Source organism: Halomonas sp. 328, assembly GCF_015645095.1.
Taxonomy (GTDB): domain Bacteria; phylum Pseudomonadota; class Gammaproteobacteria; order Pseudomonadales; family Halomonadaceae; genus Bisbaumannia.
The window spans coordinates 98,719-117,007 of sequence record NZ_JADOTW010000007.1; the positions used below are offsets into that span (position 1 = coordinate 98,719).

15 protein-coding genes and 1 riboswitch are annotated in these 18,289 nt (G+C 67.7%); of the genes, 7 read left to right on the forward strand and 8 right to left on the reverse strand.

Annotation, left to right across the window (positions count from 1 at the left end):
• The first annotated feature begins 4 nt into the window (after nt 1-4).
• Nucleotides 5-1,402, forward strand: a complete 1,398-nt coding sequence (locus tag IHD13_RS05010) for a sodium-dependent transporter (RefSeq protein WP_195859941.1) — start codon at nt 5-7, stop codon at nt 1,400-1,402.
• 200 nt (nt 1,403-1,602) lie between these two features.
• Nucleotides 1,603-2,496: a hypothetical protein gene (locus IHD13_RS05015; RefSeq protein WP_195859942.1), complete on the forward strand. Its 894-nt coding sequence runs from the start codon at nt 1,603-1,605 to the stop codon at nt 2,494-2,496.
• 63 nt (nt 2,497-2,559) lie between these two features.
• Here the strand turns inward: IHD13_RS05015 and IHD13_RS05020 are convergent, their stop codons facing one another.
• The 3 genes from IHD13_RS05020 to IHD13_RS05030 all read right to left on the reverse strand — a co-directional run bounded on the left by IHD13_RS05020 (nt 2,560) and on the right by IHD13_RS05030 (nt 7,203).
• Nucleotides 2,560-3,666, reverse strand: a complete 1,107-nt coding sequence (locus IHD13_RS05020; protein WP_195859943.1) for a histone deacetylase family protein — start codon at nt 3,664-3,666, stop codon at nt 2,560-2,562.
• 176 nt (nt 3,667-3,842) lie between these two features.
• Nucleotides 3,843-6,017: a catalase/peroxidase HPI gene (gene katG / locus IHD13_RS05025; protein WP_230086144.1), complete on the reverse strand. Its 2,175-nt coding sequence runs from the start codon at nt 6,015-6,017 to the stop codon at nt 3,843-3,845.
• Nucleotides 6,018-6,264: 247 nt separating this feature from the next.
• Nucleotides 6,265-7,203 carry a LysR family transcriptional regulator gene (locus IHD13_RS05030; protein WP_195859945.1) on the reverse strand — a complete coding sequence of 313 codons (939 nt, stop codon included), beginning with the start codon at nt 7,201-7,203 and terminating at the stop codon, nt 6,265-6,267.
• Between the two features lie 379 nt (nt 7,204-7,582).
• Here IHD13_RS05030 and IHD13_RS05035 point away from each other — a divergent pair, with 379 nt between their 5' ends.
• Together IHD13_RS05035 and IHD13_RS05040 are read left to right on the forward strand one after the other, a co-directional pair.
• Complete coding sequence (locus tag IHD13_RS05035) at nt 7,583-9,082, forward strand: CoA-acylating methylmalonate-semialdehyde dehydrogenase (protein ID WP_195859946.1); 1,500 nt, start codon at nt 7,583-7,585, stop codon at nt 9,080-9,082.
• Between the two features lie 137 nt (nt 9,083-9,219).
• Nucleotides 9,220-9,807: a peroxidase-related enzyme gene (locus tag IHD13_RS05040; RefSeq protein WP_195859947.1), complete on the forward strand. Its 588-nt coding sequence runs from the start codon at nt 9,220-9,222 to the stop codon at nt 9,805-9,807.
• A gap of 6 nt (nt 9,808-9,813) precedes the next feature.
• Here the strand turns inward: IHD13_RS05040 and IHD13_RS05045 are convergent, their stop codons facing one another.
• On the reverse strand, nt 9,814-10,491 hold the full coding sequence (locus tag IHD13_RS05045) for a hypothetical protein (protein ID WP_195859948.1): 678 nt from the start codon (nt 10,489-10,491) through the stop codon (nt 9,814-9,816).
• 224 nt (nt 10,492-10,715) lie between these two features.
• Nucleotides 10,716-10,816, forward strand: a riboswitch (TPP riboswitch).
• Between IHD13_RS05045 and IHD13_RS05050 the strand changes: the two genes are divergently transcribed.
• From IHD13_RS05050 to ilvD, 3 genes are all read left to right on the forward strand, one after another.
• Nucleotides 10,806-12,212, forward strand: a complete 1,407-nt coding sequence (locus tag IHD13_RS05050; RefSeq protein WP_195859949.1) for a sodium:solute symporter family transporter — start codon at nt 10,806-10,808, stop codon at nt 12,210-12,212. (Overlaps the previous riboswitch by 11 nt.)
• A complete protein-coding gene (locus tag IHD13_RS05055) occupies nt 12,209-12,904 on the forward strand; it encodes a TenA family protein (RefSeq protein WP_195859950.1) in 696 nt (231 codons plus the stop codon). The genes IHD13_RS05050 and IHD13_RS05055 overlap by 4 nt, the downstream gene beginning before the upstream one ends.
• Nucleotides 12,905-12,972: 68 nt before the next feature.
• Nucleotides 12,973-14,661, forward strand: coding sequence for a dihydroxy-acid dehydratase (gene ilvD, locus IHD13_RS05060; RefSeq protein WP_195859951.1), 1,689 nt, complete (start codon nt 12,973-12,975; stop codon nt 14,659-14,661).
• A 172-nt stretch (nt 14,662-14,833) separates the two neighbouring features.
• Here the strand turns inward: ilvD and IHD13_RS05065 are convergent, their stop codons facing one another.
• The 4 genes from IHD13_RS05065 to IHD13_RS05080 all read right to left on the reverse strand — a co-directional run bounded on the left by IHD13_RS05065 (nt 14,834) and on the right by IHD13_RS05080 (nt 18,252).
• A complete protein-coding gene (locus IHD13_RS05065; protein ID WP_195859952.1) occupies nt 14,834-16,324 on the reverse strand; it encodes a PhnE/PtxC family ABC transporter permease in 1,491 nt (496 codons plus the stop codon).
• A 31-nt stretch (nt 16,325-16,355) separates the two neighbouring features.
• Entirely contained in the window at nt 16,356-17,009 is a 654-nt protein-coding gene (locus IHD13_RS05070) for an ATP-binding cassette domain-containing protein (RefSeq protein ID WP_195859953.1), read from the reverse strand.
• Nucleotides 17,009-17,866, reverse strand: coding sequence for a putative selenate ABC transporter substrate-binding protein (locus IHD13_RS05075; protein ID WP_195859954.1), 858 nt, complete (start codon nt 17,864-17,866; stop codon nt 17,009-17,011). The genes IHD13_RS05070 and IHD13_RS05075 overlap by 1 nt, the downstream gene beginning before the upstream one ends.
• Before the next feature lie 116 nt (nt 17,867-17,982).
• A complete protein-coding gene (locus tag IHD13_RS05080) occupies nt 17,983-18,252 on the reverse strand; it encodes an XRE family transcriptional regulator (RefSeq protein ID WP_195859955.1) in 270 nt (89 codons plus the stop codon).
• Nucleotides 18,253-18,289 lie beyond the last annotated feature (37 nt).

Below are 18,289 nucleotides of genomic sequence, written 5' to 3' on the forward strand. Positions count from 1 at the left end.
TCCAATGACAATATCGCAATCGAACAGCGCCGCTGGCGCCACTTCCTCAGCCGAGGCGACCGCCGGGCGTGCGCAGTTCTCCAGCCGTTTCGGCTTCCTGATGGCCGCCGCCGGCGCCGCGGTGGGCCTCGGCAACGTCTGGAGCTTTCCCTCCATGGCCGCCAACAACGGCGGTGGCGCTTTCCTGCTGGTCTATGTGGCGATGGCCTTTATCCTCGCCTACCCGGCGCTGATGGCGGAGCTGACCCTGGGACGTTATGCCCAGAGCGGTATCATCAATGCCATGGGCCGGGTGGGCGGACATGGCCTGCCACGCCGCCTGGGTCACGGGGTCGGCGGCCTGGCCCTGCTGGCCGCCTGCCTGGGGCAGGCCTTCTATGCCATCGTCACCGGCTGGCTGATCGGCTATGCCCTCCTGGCCCTGGCTGGGTTGCTGGGCCTCGAGGGGGCGGCGGCCTGGCTTGGCGATGGCAGCTTCTGGCGGGACTGGAGCCTGACCCTGGCGGCCATGGTCATCACCGCGGCGGTGGTCCTGGCCGGGGTCAACCAGGGCATCGAGCGCTGGACCAAGCGGCTGATGCCGCTGCTGCTGGTGATGATGCTGGGGTTGATCGCGGTAATGCTGAGCTTCCCCGGCGCCGGCGAGGGGGTGAAGACCTACCTGGTACCGGACCTGTCACGAATCGACGGGCAGCTGCTGCTGGACGCCATGGGCCAGGCCTTCTTCTCGCTCTCCATCGGCGTCGGCGCCATGGTGGTCTACGGCTCCTACCTGAGCCGCAAGGCCAATCTGCCGCGGGTCGGGGCCCAGGTGATGCTGATCGACATGGGCGTGGCCTTCGTCGCCGGCCTGCTGATCATTCCGGCCATGTTCGTGGCTCATGGGCTGGGCGTGGAGGTCTTCAACGAGGCCGGCGAGCTGCAGAGCTCGGCGACCCTGCTGTTCGCGGTGATGCCCGCCCTCTTCGAGGCCATGGGAGCGCTGGGGCTGGGCCTGGAACTGATCTTCTTCATGCTGCTGGCCATCGCCGCCCTGACCTCCATGTTCCCGGTGCTGGAGGTACCGGTCTCGACCCTGGAGGAGACCGGCCTGATCCGCCGTCGCTCGGCCACCTGGCTGATGGCGTTGGTCACCTTCGCCATCGCCACCCTGATCCTGGTCTACTTCGAGCCGCTGTTCGACTGGGCCATCACCCTGACCATCAGCTACAGCATGCCGCTGGTGGGCGCCCTGGTCTGCCTCTATGTGGGCTGGCTAATGTCGCGCAATGCCAAGCTTCAGGAGCTGCGCCAGGGGGCCCCGGAGATCGAACGCACCCTGTTCTGGAAACTCTGGCCCTGGTACATCCGTGTGGTCTGTCCGCTGCTGATCCTGGTGGTGATGCTGCGCAGCCTGACCTGAGTCGGCTCGCGAGGCCTGTCGACCCGCCGCCCCTGCCTCAGGGGCGGCGGGGCGCTTTTTGCCATCGGGAGGGGAGTCGTCCCGCCCCGGAGGAGGCTATGCTCAAGGTGGTGGGCCGCAACGCGGCCGTGAACGCCTGAGGCGGCAGACGCGGGGGCTCAGTGTCCTCTACGGAGGCTTTCAGCGAGGTTCCCCGAACCATGGCTCGAGGAGATTGGCGACCCGGCCGGAGTGTCATCCGGCTGCTGGGGATACTGCTCTGGGTTTGCCTGGCCGGCGTCCTGTCGGCCCAGGCCCAGGACGACTGGCTGCGCGACAGCTGGCGTGATGTGATCGCCGGCTCGCCCTTCGACGAGCCCCTGGTGGTGGCCTCCGAAGAGCGTCCCCATTCGGTGAGTGGCAGCGTGCATGCCCGCCTCGAGCAGCCCTTCGCGGAGCTCGCCGAGGCACTCGGCTCGCCGTCGGCCTGGTGCCAGGTGCTGTTCCTGCACCTCAACGTCAAGGGCTGCTTCCATGACCCGGCGGGCGATGAGGCGGCGCTGACGCTCTATCTGGGTCGCCAGCGTTTTGAACCCCTGACCGAAGCCGAACGGCTCGATCTGCGCTTGCGATGGGGCGCCGAGGGGCCCACCTACCTGGAGATGGTGCTGGAGGGGGAGCGGGGGCCCTACGGCACCCGGGCCTTTCGCCTGCAGTTGCGTGCCGTGCCGGACCTCGACGGGGCCAGCCTGGTGCAGCTGCGTTACTCCCTGGTGTACGGCATGACGGCCCGCCTCGCCCTGCGTGGCTATTTCGCCTTCGGGGGACGCGACCGGGTGGGGTTCAGCGAGGCGCCGGGCGAGGATGGCCGACCGCGCCCGGTGGGTGGCATGCGGGGCATGATCGAGCGCAACGTCATGCGCTTCTACCTGGCCCTGGTGGCCTATCTGGAGACCCGGACGCTGCCCGAGGCGGAGCAGCTGGAGGCCAGCTTGTCCCGCTGGTTCGCCCTCACCGAGCGCTACCCCGAGCAGTTGTACGAGATCGACCGTTCCGACTATCTGGAGATGAAGCGCCGCGAGCAGGCGCGGCAGCATCGCGACGACAGGCGATGAGGGAGCTGCTCCGTATCGGTGACGGCACTATGCCGGGCACATGGCGGTGGAGCCGGCCCCGGCTCAGTCCGGGGGTGGTTCGACGAAGGCGCCGCGGTGGAAGCCCGCCGCGGCCTCGACCTCGGCGAGGCCACGCTGGCCGGGTTCCGGCGGTTCCTCGCCGGCCAGCACCCGCAGCACCGACCTAACGCCGCGTGACAGCGAGATCAGGTTGTAGCCACCCTCCAGCACGAAGACCAGGCGCTCCTGGCAATGCCGGCGGGCCAGGGCCTGGAGGATGCCGGTCATGGCGGCGAAACCGTCATAGGAGACCTCCATGGCCAGGTCATGGCTGTGCGGGTCGAAGCCGGTCGAGACCAGGATCAGGTCGGGCCGGAACCAGTCGGCCGCGGGTACCAGGATCTCGCGAAAGGCCTTGAGGTAGGCGGCGTCGCCGGCGTCGGCGGGGAGGGGCACATTGACGTTGGTGCCATCCCCCAGGCCCATGCCGATCTCCTCGAGAGTCCCCGTGCCGGGATAGAAGGGGGCGGTGCGGTGCAGGTCGAAGAACAGCACATGCGGGTCGGCCCAGAAGATATCCTGAGTGCCGTTGCCGTGATGGGCATCCCAGTCGACGATCATCACGCGCCGGCAGCCCAGGGCGGTGCGGGCATGCGCGGCGGCCACCGCCACATTGTTGAACAGGCAGAAGCCGCGGGCGCGCACCGGCTCGGCATGGTGTCCGGGGGGCCTCACCAGGGCGAAGCTGCTCGCGGCTCGCCCCGCGACGACGGCTTCGACGGCGGCGATCGCCGTGCCGGCGGCCACCTCGGCGGCGTCGACGCTACCGGGCGACACGGCCGTAGTGTCCACATCCAGCCAGGCGCTCTGGCCGCGCAGCTCGAAGATATGGTCCAGGTAGGAGCTGGTATGCACACGTCCCAGCTGCTCCCGCGTCGCCACCCGGCCGGACTCGAAGGCCACGCCGGGAATCGGCTCGAGCTCCAGGAGGCGCCGGATGGCGGTGAGCCTGGCGGGGTGTTCCGGATACTTCCAGGGGACGCCCAGTCCCGACAGCAGCGAGCGGATACGATTGTCCATGCGTCCCGGCAGGAAAGGCACCTCGATATCCGGTTCATGGGCCAGCATTCGCTCGTCATAGAAGACGATCACGCGGTTCTCGTCGGCCATGAGGCAGGCTCCCCGGGTTTGCGGCGACAAAGGTGGTTCAGGCGACATGCCTGGCTACAGCATAGACGGGGGAGAGGCGTCGAGTGGGCGCCGACGCCAACAGGTGGGCAGAAGAAAGCCGCACCCTTGGGGTGCGGCTTTTGCGGTGTGCCCGCTGGCAAGGTGTGGCTCCGCCGTTACCGGGTGATATCGAAGCGATCGGCGTTCATCACCTTGGTCCAGGCCTTGACGAAGTCCTTGACGAATTTCTCCTGGTTGTCGTCCTGGGCATAGACCTCGGCGTAGGCGCGCAGGATGGAGTTGGAGCCGAACACCAGGTCGACACGGGTGGCGGTCCACTTCACCTGGTCGCTCTGGCGGTCGCGAACCTCGTAGAGGTTCTTGCCCGTCGGCACCCAGCGATAGGCCATATCGGTCAGGTTGACGAAGAAGTCGTTGGTCAGCTGACCCTCCCGGTCGGTGAAGATACCGTGCCGGGTGCCGCCATGGTTGGTACCCAGCATGCGCATGCCACCGATCAATACGGTCATCTCCGGCGCCGTCAGGCCCAGAAGCTGGGCGCGGTCGAGGAGCATCTCCTCCGGCTTGACCACATACTCCTTCTTCTGCCAGTTGCGGAAGCCGTCGGCGACGGGCTCCAGGTACTCGAAGGAGTCGGCGTCGGTCATCTCGTCGCTGGCGTCGCCGCGACCGGGCACGAAGGGCACCAGGATCTCGTGGCCCGCGGCCCGGGCCGCTCGCTCGATGCCCACGCTGCCGCCGAGGACGATCAGGTCGGCGACGCTGGCGCCGGTCTCGGCACTAAGGCCCTCGTAGACCTTCAGCACCTTGGCCAGGCGATCCGGCTCGTTGCCTTCCCAGTCCTTCTGCGGGGCCAGGCGAATGCGAGCGCCATTGGCGCCGCCGCGCATATCGGAGCCGCGGAAGGTGCGGGCGCTGTCCCAGGCGGTGCTGACCAGCTCGGCCACGGAGAGGCCGCTCTCGGCGATCCGCTGCTTGACCGCTTCCACGGAGTAGTTGGTGTTGCCGGCGGGGACCGGGTCCTGCCAGATCAGGTCCTCGGCGGGCACCTCCGGGCCGATATAGCGGGCCTTGGGCCCCATGTCCCGGTGGGTCAGCTTGAACCAGGCGCGGGCGAAGCAATCCTTGAAGTAGTCGGGATCCGCCATGAACTTCTTGCAGATCTCCCGGTACGTCGGGTCCATCTTCATGGCCATGTCAGCATCGGTCATGATCGGGTTATGGCGCTTGGACGGATCGCTGGCATCGACCGGCTTGTGCTCCTCCTTGATATCGATGGGCTCCCACTGGTTGGCGCCGGCGGGGCTCTTCTTCAGCTCCCACTCGTAGCCGAACAGCAGCTCGAAATAGCCCATGTCGAACTGGGTGGGGTGGGTGGTCCAGGCCCCTTCGAGGCCCGAGGTCACCGCCCGGGATGCCTTGCCCTGCATATTGGGGTTGTGCCAGCCGAGGCCCTGCTCGTGGACGTCGGCTCCTTCGGGCTCCGGACCCAGGGCCTCGGCATCGCCGTTGCCGTGGGTCTTGCCGACGGTATGGCCGCCGGCGGTGAGCGCCGCGGTCTCCTCGTCATTCATCGCCATGCGGGCGAAGGTCACGCGCACCTGCTCGGCGGTCTTGAGGGGATCGGGCTGGCCGTTGACGCCCTCCGGGTTGACGTAGATCAGGCCCATCTGCACCGCGGCCAGGGGGTTCTCCATGGTGTCGGGCTTGTCGAGATTTTCGTAGCGGGAGTCGGAGGGCGCCAGCCATTCCTTCTCGGCTCCCCAGTAGATGTCCTTCTCGGGGTGCCAGATGTCCTCGCGGCCGAAGGAGAAGCCGAAGGTCTTCAGGCCCATGGACTCGTAGGCCGCGTTGCCGGCCAGGATGATCAGGTCGGCCCAGCTGATCTTGTTGCCGTACTTCTTCTTGATCGGCCACAGCAGGCGCCGGGCCTTGTCCAGGCTGGCGTTGTCGGGCCAGCTGTTGAGGGGAGCGAAGCGCTGGTTGCCGGTGCCGCCACCGCCGCGGCCATCGGCGATCCGGTAGGTGCCGGCGGCGTGCCAGGCCAGGCGGATCATCAGGCCGCCATAGTGACCCCAGTCCGCCGGCCACCAGGACTGGCTGTCGGTCATCAGGGCGTGCATGTCCTTCTTCAGCGCCTCGAAGTCGAGCTTCCTGACCTCCTGGCGGTAGTCGAATCCCTCGCCCATGGGATCGGTCTTGCGGTCGTGCTGGTGGAGAATGTCCAGGTTGAGGGACTCCGGCCACCAATCCGTATTGGACTGGCCGCTGACGGTCTGGCCACCGTGCATGACCGGGCACTTGCCGCTGCTGCTCTGTTGGTCGCTCATTGCTCTCTCCATTCCTCTCTAGTCATGGCCACTTGGCGGTGCCTCACTAGTGATAGATGAGAAGCGCCGACCTTAACAATGCGCTGAATCAACTTTGCGTCACTCAGGCATCGGCGGCGGCCTTCCCCCGTCTGCTCTCTATAAGCTAAGAGCCGAGGACGGTTGCCGCCATTTTTCTTTCTCGAAGGCCTTGATAGTCACGCTTTATCAATAAAGATTGATATACCCATGACCCGTTATTGATGGCTCAGGCTTCGGGGAGGATCAAGCTGGCCGATTCCCCCATCAGGAAGTCGCGGTTGAGCTCGAGGGCCTCGCGCAGGTAGTCCCACAGCAGCCGCACCCGGGCCAGCTGGCGCTGCTCCTGGCGAGCGGTGATCCAGAACTGCCGGTTCACCTCCACCTCGTCGTCGAGCACCGCGGCCAGGGCCGGGGCCGGCTCCGCCATGAAGCAGGGCAGGACGGCGAGCCCCGCGCCGTGCAGGCAGGCCGTGTACTGGGTGGTGACGCTGGTGCTGCGGATCGCCATCTGGGGCGCCTGGCCGACCTTGGCCGGGTCGAGCAGCGGCTCCAGGTAGCTGAGCTGGTCGCTGAAGATCAGGTCGTCCACGTAGCCGATCAGCCGGTGGCGCCCCAGTTCGGCGAGGCGTTCTGGGCGGCCGCGACGGGCCAGATAGTCGCGGCTGGCGTAGAGGCGCAGGCGGTAGTCGCAGAGTCGCGAGACCACCAGGCCGGGGCTCGCCGGGCGCTCGATGGTGATCGCCAGGTCCGCCTCGTGGCGGCTCAGGTTGACGACCCGGGGCAGGGCCAGCAGGTCGAGGGTCAAGCCCGGGTGACGATCGCCGAAGGCGGCCAGCAGGGGGGCCACCACCCAGGTGCCGAAGCCCTCGGTGACGCCCAGGCGAATCTGGCCGCTGAGGCGACGATTCTGGTCACTGACGCCCTCCAGCGCCTCCTGGGCGTGACGACTCATCTCCTCGGCATGGGCGCGCAGCCGCTGGCCCGCCTCGGTGAGGCGGTAGCCATGGGTGCTGCGCTCGAAGAGCTGGGTGTTGAGCTTCTCCTCGAAACGCCGAGTGCGTCGCGACAGGGTGGAGTGATCCAGGCCCAGGCGTCGCGCCGCCTCGGTGAGGCGCTGACAGCGTGCCACCTCCAGGAAGAGTTGTATGTCCTGCCAGTCGAGCATGGCCACCTCGGCGTATTGTTGTGCATTCGTGCACAAACAATGTGCGGCCCTGGCCATTGTCTGTCAATTCAGCCCCTGACTACACTCAAATCATCCCTAGGCTTTAGTACGAAAAGTCGGCGAGCGATGGCCAGACAAGGCAAAAATCGACGAAAAGACGGACCGGGCTCGCGTGCGAGTTTACGCGGTGTAAATGAGTACTTTGATCGGACTCGCGCACGAGTCGATTTTTAACGCCGTATGGGCGAGCGCAGGCAGTTTTCGTGCAGAGCTTGGATAGCGTATCGCCCTTGCTGATATGCACATCAGTAGCGCTTCGGATAACAACCCCAACCATCGGGTCTAAGGCAGTGACGCCGCCCGCTCAGGAGTCGCCATCATGTCCATCCGCGAGATTTCCCTCTATATCGACGGCCAGGCCGTGCCCTCTCAGAGCCAGGAGTGGCGCGACGTGCTCAATCCGGCGACCCAGGAGGTGGTGGCCCGGGTACCCTTCTGCACCGCCGAGGAGGTCGACCGGGCCGTGACCAGTGCCAAGGCCGCCTTCAAGGAGTGGCGCAAGGTGCCCCTGGCCAAGCGTCAGCGCATCATGCTCAGGTTCCAGGCGCTGATTCGCGAGCACACCACCGAGCTCGCCGCCCTGATCACCGAGGAGCACGGCAAGACCCTGCCGGATGCCGAGGGCGAGGTGGGCCGCGGCCTCGAGGTGGTGGAACACGCCTGCTCGATTCCCTCCCTGCAGTTGGGCGAGCTGGCCGAGAACGCCGCCAGCGAGGTGGACGTCTATACCCTCAACCAGCCGCTGGGGGTGGGCGCCGGTATTACCGCCTTCAACTTCCCGATCATGCTGCCCTGCTTCATGTTCCCGCTGGCCATCGCCACCGGTAACACCTTCGTGCTCAAGCCCTCCGAGCAGGACCCCAGCTCGACCATGCGCCTGGTGGAACTGGCCCATGAGGCGGGCCTTCCCGCCGGGGTGCTCAACGTGGTGCATGGCGGCCCCGAGGTAGCCAACCAGATCTGCGATCACCCGGACATCAAGGCGCTCTCCTTTATCGGCTCCACCCAGGTGGGCACCCATATCTATCGCCGCGCCGGCGAGGCGGGCAAGCGGGTGCAGTCGATGATGGGCGCCAAGAACCACTGCGTGATCATGCCCGATGCCAACCGCAGCCAGGCCATCAACAACCTGCTGGGCTCTGCCTTCGGTGCCGCCGGCCAGCGCTGCATGGCCAACTCCGTGGTGGTGCTGGTGGGCGAAGCCCAGGCCTGGCTGGAGGATATCGTCGAGGGTGCCCGCCAGATGAAGGTGGGCCCCGGCACCCAGCGCGATGCCGACCTGGGGCCGCTGGTCTCGCCCGCCGCCCGGGATCGGGTGGTCAGCCTGATCGATGCCGGCGAGAAGGAGGGCGCCAAGCTGATGCTGGATGGCCGCGGCTACCGGGTGGAGGGCTATGCCAAGGGCAACTTCGTGGGCCCCACCGTCTTCGCCGGGGTGAGCGCCGAGATGACCATCTACCGGGAGGAGATCTTCGGGCCGGTGCTCTGCGTGGTGAGCGTCGACACCCTGGATGAGGCCATCGACTTCATCAACGCCAACCCCAACGGCAACGGGACCTCCATCTTCACCAACTCCGGCTGGGTGGCCCGACGCTTCGAGACCGATATCGACGTGGGCCAGGTGGGCATCAACGTACCGATTCCGGTGCCGGTGGCCTACTTCAGCTTCACCGGCTCCCGGGCCTCCAAGCTGGGTGACCTGGGCCCTAACGGCAAGCAGGCCATCGCCTTCTGGACCCAGACCAAGACGGTCACCGCCCGCTGGTACGAGCCGGAGAACGTCTCCAGCGGCATCAACAGCACCATCTCGCTGAGCTGATCCGGCCGAGAGCCGGCCACGGCGGCCCCGCCTCGATGAGGTGGGGCCGCTGCCGTTGGGGCCATGGACGTATGGACAATAGGATTACGTTTACGTTAACTGAAGATTATTGATCATAACCCGAGGAGTCCCACGCCATGACCCCATCCATCAGCCGTTTCCCCGTGCCCGAGTCGCTGGATGAGTTGCCCGCGGATATCCGCGACGCCATCCTGGCGGTGCAGGAGAAGGCCGGCTTCGTGCCCAATGTGTTCCTGATGCTGGCCCATCGGCCGGCGGAGTTCCGGGCCTTCTTCGCCTACCATGACGCCCTGATGGAGCGGGAGTCGGATACCCTGACCCAGGCGGAGAAGGAGATGATCGTGGTGGCACTGAGTGCCCGCAACCGCTGCCTCTACTGCGTGGTGGCCCATGGGGCCCTGCTGCGGATCTACAGCAAGGCGCCGCTGCTGGCCGATCAGGTCGCGATCAATCACCGGGTCGCCGAGATCAGCGATCGTCATCGGGTGATGCTCGATTTCGCCCTGCACAGCGGCCTGGGGGTGGGGGAGCTCGACGACGACTGGGCGGCGCGGCTCGAGGCGGCGGGCTTCAGCCGGGACGATAGCTGGGATATCGGCGCCATCGCCGCCTTCTTCGGCCTCTCCAATCGCCTGGTGACCCTGGCCGGCACCCCGCCCAACCCGGAGTTCTACCTGATGGGTCGGGTGCCGCGAGAGAAATAGGGCGGACTAGTCGCCGAGCATGGTCTCCACGAAGGCGGCCAGGGGGGGCAGGGCGCCGGCATGGACCAGCAGGATGACCCGAGCCCGGTCGTCGCCTTCGAGGCCGGTCACCACGCCGAACTCGCACTCTTCCAGGTGGAATTCATGGATCTCCCGGGGCCCCTCCGGGGTCTCGCAGCGTGCCACCCGATAGCTTTCGTCCTCGCCATAGGTGAGGCGGTGATAGACCTTGAAGAAGGTGTAGAGGGAGAGGCCCCGCTCGAAGCTGGGCCAATGGGCCGGGTTGCTGCGGGTCTCGGTATCGATCGTCTGGCCCCGGGCCTCGGCGGCGGCGATGGCCTCCGCCAGGGGCCCGGCCAGCAGCGTCTCGGCCTCCCGGGGCGGGGCCAGCTGCGCGTCGATGGCGGCCTGGTAGCGGGCCACCACCGGCAAGAGGTCGTCGCGCCGGGTCAGGGGGTGGTCGCTATGGGTCAGGGTTTGCGGGTCGGCTTCGCCATTGGCCCAGCCATGGAGCACCCGCAGGGTTAGGCGTCCCTCCCGGCTGGGCCGGTCCAGCAGGGCCTGGAGGGCGACGCGCAGGTGCAGGCGGCGCTCGACGACCTCATTGTCGAAGGCGCTGTAGGGGTCGGTAAAGATGGTGTGGAGCCGCCCCGGGGCATGCTCCTTGGCTTCGGTATAGGGCATCGAGGGTCTCGGTGAATGATCGGGCCGGCGAAACGGCGATAGGTGCCATATCGGCCGATGTGGTGATGACTTGATGCCTGGGAGGTGCGGCTTTGGTCGCAGGCGAGCACTCCGGTGAATTGCCCCGGTGAATCGCCCCGGTGGATAGGCGGTATGGCTTTACACCCGCGGCCGGTGACGACACCATAGGCCGCCGCGAGCCATCGCGAGACAATCCAACCATTCACTGTCGCCAGGGGTGTCCCGCGGGACTGAGAGGGCCAAGTGCCGACCCTGGAACCTGATCCGGTTCATGCCGGCGGAGGAAGTGCGACATGCCTTACCTGACGTCTGCCGTGCTCGGCGCGGCGCTGCTCTGCTTTGCCTTCCTGGGCCTCAAGGCCCGCCGGGCCGATGGCCCCCTCGATGACTATGTCACCGCCCGCAACTCCCAGGGCGCCCAGGCCATCGGCCTGTCGTTCCTGGCCTCCAGCATGGGGGCCTGGATCCTCTTCGCCCCGCCGGAGATCGGGGCCTTCGTGGGGCCGGTGGCGCTGGCGGGCTATGCCATCGGTTCCTCCTTGCCGTTTATCGTGCTGGGGCTCTATGGTCCGGCGATCCGCCGCCATCTGCCGGAAGGGCGCAGCATCGGCGAATTCGCCGAGTCCTGCTATGGCGTCGGGGTGCGGCGCTGGGTCTCCTTCGTCTCGGTGGCCTATATGGCGATCTTCCTGGCCGCCGAGCTCACCGCCATCGGCGCCATCGCCGCGCTGCTCTCCGAGGTGCCGCCGGCGCTGGTGATCCTCGGTGTGGCGCTGGCTACCCTGGTCTACACCACCCTGGGCGGGCTGCGGGCGAGCCTTGCCACCGACCGCTGGCAGGCCTGGTTGCTGCTGGCCCTGCTGCTGCTGGTGGCGGGCGTTGCCTGGTGGTGGCTGCCGCCCATGCCCAGTGAGGCGGTGATGCCCTCCATCCCCACCGGCAGTGCCCTCTCCGTGGCCCTGACCCTGGTGATCGCCGTTACCGCGGCCAACCTCTTCCACCAGGGCTACTGGCAGCGGGTGTGGGCCGCCGAGGATGATCGTGCCCTGGGGCGCGGGGCCCTGTTGGGCGGGGCCAGCAGCCTGCTGGTGGTGATGGCCATCGGTGGCCTGGGCATGCTGGCGGCCATGCACGCGCTGCCGCTCGGCGAGCCGCCGATTCCCTTCTTCGCCCTGCTGAGCGAGGCGCCGGCCTGGCTGAGCCTGCCGGCCCTGGTGCTGGCGGTGACCCTGGTGGCCTCCAGCGTCGATACCCTGCAGAACGCCATCGCCTCCATGGCGGTGGCCAGCGCCGGCCGCCGGGGCCTCTCGGTACGGGGCGCACGATGGGTCACGGTGGCGCTGATGGTGCCGGTGGTCTGGGTGGCCCTGCAGGGCTTCTCGGTGCTACGCCTCTTCCTGATCGCCGACCTGCTCTGCGCCGCCATCCTGCTGCCGGTGCTGCTGGGCCTATGGCGTCGCATGTCGCCACTGGCGGCGGTGGCCGGCGGCGTGGCGGGCCTGGTCGGTGCGGTGCTGCCGGGCTGGATCACCCTGGGCAGCCTCTCCGCCGGGGTGCTGGCCGCCACCTTCCCGGACAGCATTCCGACGCTTCCGCCCTTCCTGGGAGCGCTGGTCGCTTCCACCCTGGTCAGCCTGCTGATCGCCTGGCTCCGCCCGGGGGAACGATTCCAACCGACACTCGAAGGAGATGCCCGATGACCACCCGCGCCGACTGGAATGCCTGGGCCACCGGGCGCGAGATGCCGCGCCTCACCGACTGGCTGCGCGAGATCAGCGAGCCCGACTGGTCCGCCACGGTCAATCATCCGCTGTTCGACGCCCTGGCCGAGGGGCGTCTCTCCGGTGATGACTTCGCCGCCTACATGCTCCAGGACTACGGCTTCGTCGACCCCTTCACGGCGCTGATCGGCCATGCCATCGGCCGGGCGCCGGGCATGGCGGACCGGGTGGTGCTGGGCCAGTTCATGGGCATGCTGACCAGCGACGAGAACAGCACCTTCCAGCGCACCTTCGAGGCCTTCGAGGTGCCCGAGGCCCGGCGCGAGGCGCCGGACTACCTGCCCGAGACCCGGGACTTCCAGGCGCTGCTGCGCGAGACCGGCCGCACCGGCGACTACGCGGAGATACTGGCCGCCCTGGTGGTCACCGAGTGGATCTACCTGGAGTGGGCGCTGCGGGTCACCCGCGCCGAGGGGCTGCACCCGCTGGTGGGGGAGTGGATCGACCTGCACGACAACCCCGCCTTCCAGGACTTCGTCGCCTGGCTGCGCCGGCGCCTCGACGAGGAAGCCGAAGGGCTCGATGACGCCGCCTTCACCCGCATGGCCGAATGCTTCCGCGAGACGGTGGCGAAAGAGCGCGCCTTCCACGATGCCGTGATGCCGCGCTGAGGCGGTTGCCAGCCGGGCGGTGAGAGGCCACCCTCTGAAGGCCATGCCATCTTCAGAGGAGGCCCGCCATGTCTGACACCCCCAAGGATCCCCGCCGCCGCCACTCCGCCCCGGTGGTGGATGGCCCTGGCAAGGCGGCCGGCCGCGCCATGCTGCGTGCGGTGGGCTTCACCGACGACGACTTCACCAAGCCCCAGGTGGGCATCGCCTCGACCTGGAGCATGGTCACCCCCTGCAACAGCCATATCGGCGAGCTCGCCGAGCACGCCCGGGACGGCGCCGATGCGGCCGGCGGCAAGGGGGTGATCTTCAATACCATCACCATTTCCGACGGCATCGCCAACGGCACCGAGGGCATGAAGTACTCCCTGGTGTCGCGGGAGGTGATCGCCGACTCCATCGAGACGGTGGCGGGCTGCGAGGGCTTCGACGGCCTGGTGGCCATCGGCGGCTGCGACAAGAACATGCCCGGCTGCCTGATGGGGCTGGCGCGCCTCGACCGGCCCAGCGTCTTCGTCTATGGCGGCACCATCCTGCCCGGCAAGGGGCATACCGATATCGTCTCGGTGTTCGAGGCCATGGGGGCCCATGGCCGTGGCGATATCGACCGGATCGCGCTCAAGCAGATCGAGGAGACGGCGATCCCCGGCCCCGGTTCCTGCGGCGGCATGTACACCGCCAACACCATGGCGTCGGCCATCGAGGCGCTGGGCATGAGCCTGCCCGGCAGCTCGGCCCAGAATGCCGTTTCCCGGGACAAGCGGGAGGATTGCCAGGCGGCGGGGGCGGCGGTGCTCAGGTTGCTCGAACGCGATATCCGGCCGTCGCAGATCATGACTCGCCAGGCCTTCGAGAATGCCATCACCGTGGTGATCGCCCTGGGCGGCTCCACCAATGCGGTGCTGCACCTGATCGCCATGGCCCGCACCCTCGACGTGGAACTGGCCCTCGACGACTTTACCCGCATCGGCAAGCGGGTACCCGTGGTGGCCGACCTGCGTCCCAGCGGCCACTACATGATGAGCGAGCTGGTGGCCATCGGCGGTATCCAGCCGCTGATGAAGACCCTGCTCGATGCCGGCCTCTTGCACGGCGACTGCCTGACGGTGACCGGTAAAACGCTCGCCGAGAACCTGGCGGCCGTCGCCCCCTATCCCGAGGATCAGAAGATCATCGCGGCGCTGGACAAGCCGCTCAAGGCCGAGAGCCACCTGCGGATCCTGCACGGCAACCTGGCGCCTCAGGGGGCGGTGGCCAAGATCACCGGCAAGGAGGGCACCCGCTTCTCCGGCACGGCGCGGGTGTTCGGCTCCGAGGAGGAGGCCCAGGCGCGTATCAACGACGGCAGCGTGGTGGCCGGCGATGTGGTGGTGATTCGCTACGAGGGCCCCCGGGGCGGGCCCGGCATGCGCGAGATGCTCACCCCCACCTCGGCGATCATGGGCCGCGGCCTGGGGGGCGAGGTGGCGCTGATCACCGATGGGCGCTTCTCCGGCGGTAGCCACGGTTTCGTGGTGGGGCATGTCACCCCCGAGGCCTTCGACGGCGGTCCCCTGGCCCTGGTGGAGGATGGCGACCGCATCACCATCGATGCCGAGGCCGATACCCTCGATATCGAGCTCTCCGACGCCGAGCTGATGCGCCGCCGTGCCGCCTGGCGGCAGCCGGCACCGCGCTACACCCGTGGCGTGCTGGCCAAGTATGCCCGGCTGGTCAGCTCGGCGAGTACCGGGGCGATGACCGATACGCTGGATTAAGTGCCCGGGGCATGCTGCCTGGCAGGGTCTGCCGGGAGGCTTGGCGGCTCTGATGGTGGATCGCCTGCGGTAAGCCTCTCAGCAGCTCTGGCGGCTGAGGGGGCTGTTTCAACAGCTCTGGCGATTGATGGTAGTGGGAGTGAGGGGCGCAGTATCGCCTGCGGTGAGCCTCTCAACAGCTCTGGCGATTGATGGTATGGCGCAGGCGAAGATGAGCGCGCAGGCGGCGGGCCAGGCTATCCACGCCGATATTGAGGGCGGCGGTGATCAGGATCAGCACCAGGGCGCGGTCGAAGCGGATCTCCTGGATGGCGCTGTCCACGTAGAAGCCCAGGGTGGCGATACCGAGGATGCCGAGGATGGCGGTCTCGCGCATGATGATCTCCCAGCGGTAGAAGAGCAGTGCCAGGAAGGGGCCATAGACCCGTGGGGCGACCTCGTAGGCGTAACGCTCGACCCCCTTGGGGGCATCGGGGCGCAGGATGATCTCGTTGCTGCGCCGTCCCACCAGGTGGGCGATGATGCCGCCATTGTGCAGGGCCAGGGCCACCACCGCCGGCAGCATGGAGGGGCCCCACAGCTGCAGCAGGATAAAGGCCAGCAGGTACTCGGGGGTGGAGCGCAGCACCACCAGCACCCCATGACCCAGGCCACCGCCGAGGCGACCGGTGAGGTGTCGCCCGGTGAAGTGATGAGAGATCAGCGGAAAGAGCGCCATGGCCAGCAGCCCGGTGAGCACCAGGGCGATCTGACTCAGCAGCAGGGTGTTCCAGATGCCGGGCAGGGCCTGATGGAGCAGCAGGTCGCCGAGCCAGGGGCCGAGCCCCGAGAGGCCTTCGCCGTTACGTAGGGGCGCCGGCACGATGTCCTGGGTGAAGAAGCGTGACACATTGCTCCACATGATCGGCAGGCCGGTGCCCAGGCAGAAGGGGGCCGCCGCCAGGTAGAAGGGCAGTAGCGCCGGCCGGACCCAGAGGCGCAGGCTGGCGATCAGCAGGTAGAAGATCAGCAGCAGGGCCCCCACCACGGCGTAGTGGCCCTGGGCGAAGTGGCTGGCCAGGTGGAAGCCCAGGGTCGGCATGCCCACGAAGCCCAGCACGGCACTGGAGCGCAGGCCGCACTCCAGGCGGTAGGCGGTATAGCTGACCAGGTGCGGCCAGGCCTGGCTGATGCGCGCATAGAGCAGTGCCGAGAGGCGGCCGGTGCCCTGGGGCAGGGTTCGCGCCGGGGTCGGGTCGGTCTCGTCGAGGATCTCCGCATAGACCTTGGCGAAGATGCCCGCATAAGGGATGGCGATGGCCAGTACCCCGGTCAGCGGGTGCAGGCCGAAGCTCTGCAGGAAGATCAGCGCCCAGAACAGCTCGTGGATGGCACGGATAAAGGCGCAGAAGGTACGCACCCACCAGTGATGGAAGCAGAATGCCAGCAGCAGGCCGGCAATGGCACCGACACCGACGCCGACGAAGGCGAAGGCCACGGTACGCAGCAGGGCCTCGCCGAGGGCATCCACGGCACCGAAATCGGGCCGAACCAGGCCCAGGGCCAGGCGCCCCAGCTCTTGCCAGGGGTCGTGAGCGCTGATCTCGAAGTCGCCCAGCCACAGGCAGACGATGGCCAGCACCACCAGGCCGAGGCTGACTCGGCGGGTGGCACTGAACGGCATGCGGTCGCGTGACGAGGGGAGGATGGGCATATCAGTAGAGGGAGAGCAGGTCGCCCGTGCTCAGCTCACGGCTGGGGCGGTCGATGGCAATGTGGCCCGCCTGGATGCCCACGACGCGGTTGCAGTGACGCAGTGCCAGCTCCAGGTCATGCATGGCCAGCACCGCCATGTCATAGCGCTCGGTAAGGGCGCGCATCACGCTTTCCGCCTGGGGGCCATCCAGGGCCGAGACCGGCTCGTCGGCGAGCAGGACGCGCCCCCCCTGATGAATGACCCGGGCGGCGGCGACCCGCTGGCGCTGGCCACCGGAGAGCTCCCCGCAGGGCACCCAGCGCTTCTCGGCGATACCCAGGCGTTCGAGCAGCGGGGTGATCAGCGCCACATCGCGGCTTCGGGGGCGCACCAGGGTCAGCAGGTTGATCCACCAGGGGTGACGGTCGAGGCGGCCCATATAGACGTTGTGGAACACCGAGAGGGTGGGCACCAGGCCCAGGTCCTGGGGCATCAGGGCCACGCCCTGGTCTCGCCAGCGCTCGTGCATCAGCGCCAACAGGGTCGACTTGCCGGCGCCGCTCTTGCCCACCAGGGCGACGCGTTCGCCGGGAGCCAGGCTCAGGTCCAGGGGACCCAGCACCCGGGTGCTGCCGTAGTCGGCGACCGCACCGGCCAGGACCAGGCTGCTCATCAGTCGAGCAGTCCCAGGTCCTGAGCGACCTCGAGGATCATGTCGTAGTCGTCATTGCCGGCGGGAATAAAACCGGAGCGCGGGAAGCTGGCCAGCAGGGCTGGGTCGTCCATGGCGATCAAGGCCGCCTGCAGGCGATCGGTGAAGCCCTCGCCGAAGCGCTCGTCCAGGTCGCCGCGAACCGTCCACTGGTAGTCCGGATAGGGCGGTGTCTCCCAGATCACCTGGACTCGGTCGGCATCCACGTTGCCGCTCTCCACCTCGTTCTCCCAGGCCTTGTAGCTGACCACCCCGGCCTGATAGGCGCCGGACTGCACCAGGGAGATGGTGCGGCTGTGGTTGCCGCTGAAGCCGACCCGCTCGAAGAGCGCCTCGGGGGCCTCGCCCAGGTGCTCGCGCAGGAAGTATTCCGGCATCAGGCGCCCGGAGGTGGAGCTCTGGGAGCCGAAGCTGAAGGTCAGGCCGCGCAGCGCCTCCGGAGCGGTCGCCTGCTCGTGGCGCTCGATGCCGGTGGCCTGGTTGGCGATCACGTAGCTCTTGTACTGGGGGTCCTCGACGCCCTGAGCGATGGCCCGGGCACCGGGCACCAGCTGGCGGGCCTGGACGCCGGTAAAGCCGCCGAACCAGGCCAGTTGCACCTGGTTGTTGCGAAAGGCGGTGACCGAGGCGGCGTAGGAGGTGACGGGGATAAAGCGCACCTCCACCTCGAGTGTCTCGGCCAGGTAGTCGGCCACCGCGCCGAAACGCTCCTGCAGGCGCGTCTCGTCCTCGTCGGGAATGGCGGTAAAGACCAGGGTATTGGCGGCGGCCAGGGGGGCGGCGACCATCCCCAGGGCCAGGATCAGGGCACGCAGCATGGCTCTCTCGTCCTCGGATTGAGAAGAAAGCGCAAGGATACTCGATTGGTGGGGTCTTGCCGACTCCGGTCGGTGAGGGCGAGGCGCCCGCCCCGCGCAAGGCGGGGCGGGCGCGCTCAGTGATCCGGGTCTAGGCTATCGCGTAGCGACTCCAGCTCTTCTACGCCGAACAGCTCCACCTTGCCGGCCAGCAGGTCGCTGAGGCGCTGGGAGGGCATGCCGACGCGATGGGCGATCTCGCGGTTGGGCAGGTCGGAAAGGGCGATGCGGCGGGTCAGGATGCGCATCAGGCGAGAGCGTTTTTCCAGCTCTCTGACGTCCAGGTTGGGGGCCGTGCTTGCACTGTCTAGGGCGTCCCAACCGCTGGGTAATCGTGCCGTGCTCATGGTTCTCCGTTGGCCTTGGCTAGCGACGACCTCAGCA